Consider the following 6,503-nt stretch of genomic DNA (forward strand, 5'->3'; position numbering starts at 1 on the left):
GTGTCATGCGAAATATTCGTTTTCCGGATTTAGATATCACCGGGATGTGGGTGCTGGCCGTGGGCGTGTTTTTCCACCTGATAGCCCGGCTTGTCAGAAAGCAGCCTGAGCTGGCCGTCCAGGCCGGGGAAATCTTCGGGCTGGGTATGGTGGTGTTTGGGGGATACCGCATTCTTAACGCCCTGATTGCTGAAGCCGAAAAAGAGGAGAAAGCCTGTGAAAAGCAGCCTGAAGAACATCGCTAAGACGCCGCTGGCGGCGCTGGCTCTTTCCCTTGCTCTGGCCGGGATGGCACAGGCGGGAACGCTCGATGAGGTGAAGTCGCTCTGGGATCCGCGGGGAATCTCCGGTAGTGAAACAGCTTTCCCGCAGAGCGACATTCCCCAGGCGGTGAGCGGGGCATCTCAGCCACGCTGGTTACGACTCAGCAACGGAAAGCAGGTGGACCTGCGCGACTGGAAAGTGGTGCTGTTCATGCAGGGACACTGTCCCTACTGTCATAAATTTGACCCGGTGCTGAAGCAGCTGGCCGGACAGTATGGCTTCTCCGTGTTCTCTTACACCATTGACGGACAGGGTGATGACGCGTTTCCGGAGTCTCTGCCGGCGCCTCCTGACGTGATGCAGACCTTTTTCCCCAATATCCCGGTGGCTACACCGACCACGTTTCTGGTGAACGTAAACACGCTGGCTGCGTACCCGATCCTGCAGGGCGCCACGGATGCGCAGGGCTTTATGGCCAGAGTGGATACGGTATTTCAGATGATGGAGAACCCGAATAATGGATAATCTCAACAAAATATATTCTTCGATACCCGTACTGGAAAGAAATAAACGCCTGAAGTTATCCCGGCAAAAGAGATTCGATGTTTATTATTGTCTCGCTTTTATGTTTGGTTTTGCCGGATTATTTCTGTGGTGGGGAAGCCATGCTTTTTTCAATGTGTTCACTGACCTGTTAACCCCGCCGGAAAAACTGGAGTCGGCAAATAACATCATCAATCAGTGGAATGTCCTGATGTATTTCGTTCCCTTTATTCTTTTCTCGCTTTCCATTGGTTGTCTGGCAACGGCTTTACTGGGGGTACTCATTGCCGAACTAGCTTTTTGGTTTGAATATGCCTTTGAAAAAAGCTTCCAGAGATATTTAAACCGCAACCTTCGACGGAAAAATAAAATGAAAGAAGGAGAGCCTGATGTTCATCCGTAAACCATTATCGGTGCTTTGTGGGATGTTGCTAGGGGTGTCATTGACGGCGGCTGCAGATGTTAACGGTGACATGAATAACTTCTTCAATAAGCTGGGGTTTGCGTCCAATACCAGCCAGCCGCAGGTCTGGCAGGGACAGGCTGCGGGCTACGCCTCCGGCGGTTCGCTGTATGCAAGAACGCAGGTGAAAACGATCCAGCTGGTCAGCATGACCCTGCCGGATATTAACGCCGGCTGCGGCGGCATCGATGCGTACCTGGGGTCGTTCTCCTTTATCAACAGCGAGCAGCTGCAGCGCTTTGCCAAACAAATTATGTCCAACGCCGCGGGCTACTTCTTTGACCTTGCCCTGCAGACTACGGTTCCGGAGATCAAAACCGCGAAGGATTTCCTTCAGAAGATGGCGAGCGACATTAACAGCATGAACCTCAGCTCCTGCCAGGCCGCACAGGGCATTGTGGGCGGTCTGTTTCCACGGACCCAGGTGGCGCAGCAAAAGGTCTGCCAGGACATTGCCGGCGAGAGCAACATTTTTTCGGACTGGGCGGCTTCCCGTCAGGGCTGTTCGGTGGGGGGGCAGATGGACAAAGTGCAGGATAAAGCCAGCGATAAGGACAAGGAGCGTGTGATGAAGAATATCAACATTATGTGGAATGCCCTGTCCAAAAACCGGCTCTTTGATGACAACAAGGAGCTGAAGGAATTCGTCATGACCCTGACCGGGACGCTGATTTTTGGTGAGAACAGTGAAATTACCCCGCTGCCGGCACGCACCACCGACCAGGATCTGATTAAAGCCATGATGGAGGGCGGCACGGCGAAAATCTACCACTGCAATGATTCGGATAAGTGCCTGAAGGTGGTGGCCGATGCCAGCGTGACGATTTCTGACAAGAAGGCGTTGAAAAATCAGATATCAGCTCTGCTGAGCAGTATCCAGAACAAGGCCGTAGAGGACGTCGCATTGACGGAGCAGGAGAAAGGGTTTATCTCCAGCACCACCATCCCGGTGTTCAAATACCTGGTCGATCCGCAGATGCTCGGGGTGTCTAACTCACTTATTTACCAGCTGACGGACTATATCGGCTACGACATCCTGCTGCAGTACATTCAGGAACTTATCCAGCAGGCCCGGGCGATGATCTCAACCGGTAATTATCCCCAGTCGACAATGGATATGATCATGGAAAACCTCAACCAGGCGAGTGTCCAGATTGCCGCTTTCCAGTCCCGCGTTCAGGTCCAGCAGGACGCCTTGCTTGTGGTTGACAGACAAATGAGTTACATGCGCCAGCAGGTCTCTGCCCGCATGATGACCCGCTACCAGAATAACTATCATTTTGGGGGGAATCAGTAATGCTTGAGATATATGCCATTGCAGGCGGTGACTGGTTACGGGGCAACCTGAACGCGATTGCGGCGTTTATGGGGACCGGCACATGGTCGACCATAGAAAAGATGTGTATCGCCATCTCGGTACTCATTGTGGCGGGGAGCTGGGTAAAAAAACACAACGTAATGGACCTGATTGGCTGGGTCTTTTCGCTCACCCTGGTCTCTATGCTGGTTGTCATTCGCACCCCTGTGCAGATCATCGATTACAGTAACGTTGCGCAGGTCTATGAAGTCGATAATGTTCCAATTGGTCTGGCCATTCCGGCGTCGCTGACAACACGGGTGGGAAACGCGCTTATCCAGAGTTATGAGATGGTCTTCTCTCTGCCGGACAGTGTCACGTACAGTAAAACGGGGATGCTATTTGGCAGTAATCTGGTCGCGAAAAGTACGGATTTTTTATCACAAAATCCTGAAATTACGACGCTGTTCTCCGATTACGTACAAAACTGTGTGATGGGCGACATTTTCCTCAATCATAAGTACTCTTTTGAGGATTTACTGAATTCACCTGACCCGTACACCCTGATTTTTGCAAACCCGAGTCCACTGCGCCAGGTTCCCAATAACAGCTATAATTTTTTGGATAAAAACTATCTTGGTACCACATTTATCAGTTGCCAGGAGGCGGCGACGGAGCTGAAACAACGCCTTGCACTGGATACCCAGACAGGCGGTAAAACCTGGAACTACTATGTTCGTCAGCTGTTTGGCGGCAAACCTAATCCCGATCTGCTTTTCAGCCAGATGATTGGCGACAGCTACAATTACTTCTACAGCTCAGGACAGAGCGCCGGGCAGATTATCCGCCAGAACGTCACGATGAACGCCCTGCGCAGCGGGATCCAGAGTTATGCAGCCCGCAGCGGCGATACCGCCAGTCTGGTCAATATCGCTAACACATCATCCCTTGAAAAGCAGCGGCTGGCACAGGCCACAATGGGGCACCAGGCGCTTCGCACACTTCCGCTGATGCAGACCGTTATCATGGGGATAATGATTGGGATGTTCCCGATCATGGTGATGGCCGCCATGTTTAATATGATGACGCTGCAGGTGCTAAAGGGGTATGTGTTTGCGCTTATCTGGCTGCAGACGTGGCCATTACTGTTCGCCATCCTGAACAGCGCAATGGCCTACTATGCGAAGCAAAATGGCGTACCGGTTGTTCTCTCTGAGTTGTCGCAGGTTCAGCTCAAAAACTCGGATATTGCGACCACCGCGGGCTATATTGCCGTGATGATACCGCCTTTGTCGTGGGGGATCGTGAAGAGCATGGGAGCAGCCTTCTCCAGTGCCTACAGCCATTTTTCTTCTTCCGGGCTTGGTGCAACATCGCAGGCGGCTTCCGGCGTGGTGGACGGCAATTACTCGTTTGCCAACATGCAGATGGAGAACGTCAGCGGCTACAGCTGGGGAACGAACAGCACAACCAGTTTCGGACAGATGTCGCGTCAGCTGGGGAATGGAGGGATGAGTACCCAGACCCGGGATGGTTCAACGGTCCTGGACAGTAGTGGCGCCATGTCAAAACTGCCGGTGGATATCAACGTCGGTCGTCAGATAGCCAGTGCGCAGCAGCAGATGGCCAGGGAGGCCGATGTCCAGGCCGAAAGCGCACTGCATGGTTATAACAGCAGCGTCACCAGTGCCTGGAATAGTCTGCAGCAATTTGGCACCAATAAAGGGAACAGTGCATCAACAACGACCGGGGCCGATACTACCGAGTCTTCGCAGGATTCGATGGCCAGAAGCAAAATGTGGAATGCGGTTGTTGCTAATGCGAAAGCCAACAACATTAGCAATGAGCAGTCTTTCCAGAATTTAATGGATGAGTCAAGAAAAAGAACAATATCGGGTGAGTTGTATGGCGGTGCTAAAATTGATTCTTCTGATGCAGCTCTTGGGAAAATAGGGAGCTGGGTTACCGGAGGCAGTATATTTGGTGGTGTTAAAGTGGCAGCCAGTGGTGCCGCCAGTACGGGGTCAACGGATACTGTTGGACGATCAGGTAGGCATTCTGAAGATAATCGCCATGATACCAGCACTCAGGCGGCGAAAGACTTTAAGGAAGCATCCGATTACTTTACCAGCCATAAAACAACCACATCAGGCAATAACACCGATAACAATGCCAGTTCGCGTGTTGACCAGTTTGCCGCGTCACTCTCCAGTGCCAAAAACAGCTATGACCAGTATACAAGCAGCCGGACACGCAGCCACGAGTACAGTGAGATGGCTTCGCGTACAGAGAGCATGACTGGCCAGATGAGCGAGAATCTCACTCAGCAGTTTGCGAACTTTGTTCAGCATCGTGCACCTCAGGACGCTGAAACTATTCTGACCAACACCAGTTCTCCTGAAGTTGCGGCGCAGCGTGAAGCCCTGGCGCGTGAATTCGTCAAAGAGCAGGTTGAACCCAGGGTTGATGGTGCGTATCAACAGGGTCGCGAAAGCATCGGTCAGAATATGTCTGGGGTGTCAGGCGGTGGCGACAATGGTTCGGTCATGGCGGACTACGGACATAATGCCGGCCGTATTGATGCCATGACCAAAGAGGCGGGTATTAAGGATGATGTGGGGCAAAAAGTGGATGGGATGATTGCAGAGAATAAACAACAGCATCAGGAAGCCCGAGAAAAAATACAACAGCAAGGTGTTGAGGTGAAAAAAGAGAATGCTGAACTGGAAAAAGACCACAAAACAAAAGAAAATGATTTCAAAAATTCTTATAATGATAAGAAAGAACATCAAACCAGACTGCCTGGCGCGGACTCAACCAAAGAGCTACTGGATAAGGCAACAAAATTAGAAAACGATAAATCAAAGAGATAGGGGGCTTTGTTGAATAAATCGAACTTTTGCTGAGTTGAAGGATCAGATCACGTATCTTCCCGACAACGCAGACCGTTCCGTGGCAAAGCAAAAGTTCAAAATCACCAACTGGCCCACCTACAATAAAGCCCTCATCAACCGTGGCTCCATAACTTTCTGGCTGGATGATGAAGCCATTCAGGCCTGGTATGAGTCGGCAACGCCTTCATCACGGGGAAGACCTCAGCGCTATTCTGATCTCGCCATCACCACCGTTCTGGTCATTAAACGCGTGTTCAGGCTGACCCTGCGGGCTGCACAGGGTTTTATTGATTCCATTTTTACACTGATAAATGTTCCGTTGCGCTGCCCGGATTACACCAGTGTCAGCAAGCGCGCAAAGTCGGTTAATGTCAGTTTCAAAACGTTCACCCGAGGTGAAATCGCGCATCTGGTGATTGATTCCACCGGGCTGAAGGTCTTTGGTGAAGGCGAATGGAAAGTCAAAAAACACGGCAAAGAACGCCGTCGTATCTGGCGGAAGTTGCATCTGGCCGTTGACAGCAACACACATGAAATCATCTGTGCAGACCTGTCGCTGAACAACGTAACGGATTCAGAAGCCTTCCCGGGTCTTATCCGGCAGACTCACAGAAAAATCAGGGCAGCATCGGCAGACGGCGCTTACGACACCCGGCTCTGTCACGATGAACTGCGGCGTAAGAAAATCAGCGCCCTTATCCCTCCCCGAAAAGGTGCGGGTTACTGGCCCGGTGAATATGCAGACCGTAACCGTGCAGTGGCTAATCAGCGAATGACCGGGAGTAATGCGCGGTGGAAATGGACAACAGATTACAACCGTCGCTCGATAGCGGAAACGGCGATGTACCGGGTAAAACAGCTGTTCGGAGGTTCACTGACACTGCGTGACTACGATGGTCAGGTTGCAGAGGCTATGGCCCTGGTACGAGCGCTGAACAAAATGACGAAAGCAGGTATGCCTGAAAGCGTGCGTATTGCCTGAAAACACAACCCGCTACGGGGGAGACTTACCCGAAATCTGATTTATTCAACAAAGCCGAGA

The 6,503-nt window shown here is 51.6% G+C and carries 6 protein-coding genes; all 6 read left to right on the forward strand.

Features of this window, described 5'->3' with window-relative positions; genetic code table 11:
* The first annotated feature begins 5 nt into the window (after positions 1 to 5).
* The 6 genes from traQ to HMPREF1024_RS01455 are packed head-to-tail and all read left to right on the forward strand — an operon-like array spanning position 6 to position 6,443.
* The gene (traQ, locus tag HMPREF1024_RS01480; protein ID WP_009309875.1) at positions 6 to 245 is read left to right on the forward strand and encodes a type-F conjugative transfer system pilin chaperone TraQ; all 240 of its coding nucleotides are present in this window, start codon (positions 6 to 8) and stop codon (positions 243 to 245) included.
* Positions 217 to 789, forward strand: a complete 573-nt coding sequence (gene trbB / locus HMPREF1024_RS01475) for a type-F conjugative transfer system pilin assembly thiol-disulfide isomerase TrbB (RefSeq protein ID WP_009309876.1) — start codon at positions 217 to 219, stop codon at positions 787 to 789. Before traQ ends, trbB begins: the two co-directional genes overlap by 29 nt.
* The gene (locus tag HMPREF1024_RS01470) at positions 782 to 1,210 is read left to right on the forward strand and encodes a hypothetical protein (protein WP_004152689.1); all 429 of its coding nucleotides are present in this window, start codon (positions 782 to 784) and stop codon (positions 1,208 to 1,210) included. The genes trbB and HMPREF1024_RS01470 overlap by 8 nt, the downstream gene beginning before the upstream one ends.
* Positions 1,197 to 2,567 (forward strand): conjugal transfer pilus assembly protein TraH, encoded by a 1,371-nt coding sequence (traH, locus tag HMPREF1024_RS01465; protein WP_009309877.1) that lies wholly within the window; start codon positions 1,197 to 1,199, stop codon positions 2,565 to 2,567. The genes HMPREF1024_RS01470 and traH overlap by 14 nt, the downstream gene beginning before the upstream one ends.
* Positions 2,567 to 5,440 carry a conjugal transfer mating-pair stabilization protein TraG gene (gene traG, locus HMPREF1024_RS01460; RefSeq protein ID WP_009309878.1) on the forward strand — a complete coding sequence of 958 codons (2,874 nt, stop codon included), beginning with the start codon at positions 2,567 to 2,569 and terminating at the stop codon, positions 5,438 to 5,440. Before traH ends, traG begins: the two co-directional genes overlap by 1 nt.
* Positions 5,441 to 5,474: 34 nt before the next feature.
* Positions 5,475 to 6,443, forward strand: a complete 969-nt coding sequence (locus tag HMPREF1024_RS01455) for an IS5 family transposase (RefSeq protein WP_000654814.1) — start codon at positions 5,475 to 5,477, stop codon at positions 6,441 to 6,443.
* Positions 6,444 to 6,503 lie beyond the last annotated feature (60 nt).

The organism is Klebsiella sp. 4_1_44FAA, assembly GCF_000238715.1.
In the GTDB taxonomy this organism is placed as follows: Bacteria; Pseudomonadota; Gammaproteobacteria; order Enterobacterales; family Enterobacteriaceae; genus Klebsiella; species Klebsiella pneumoniae.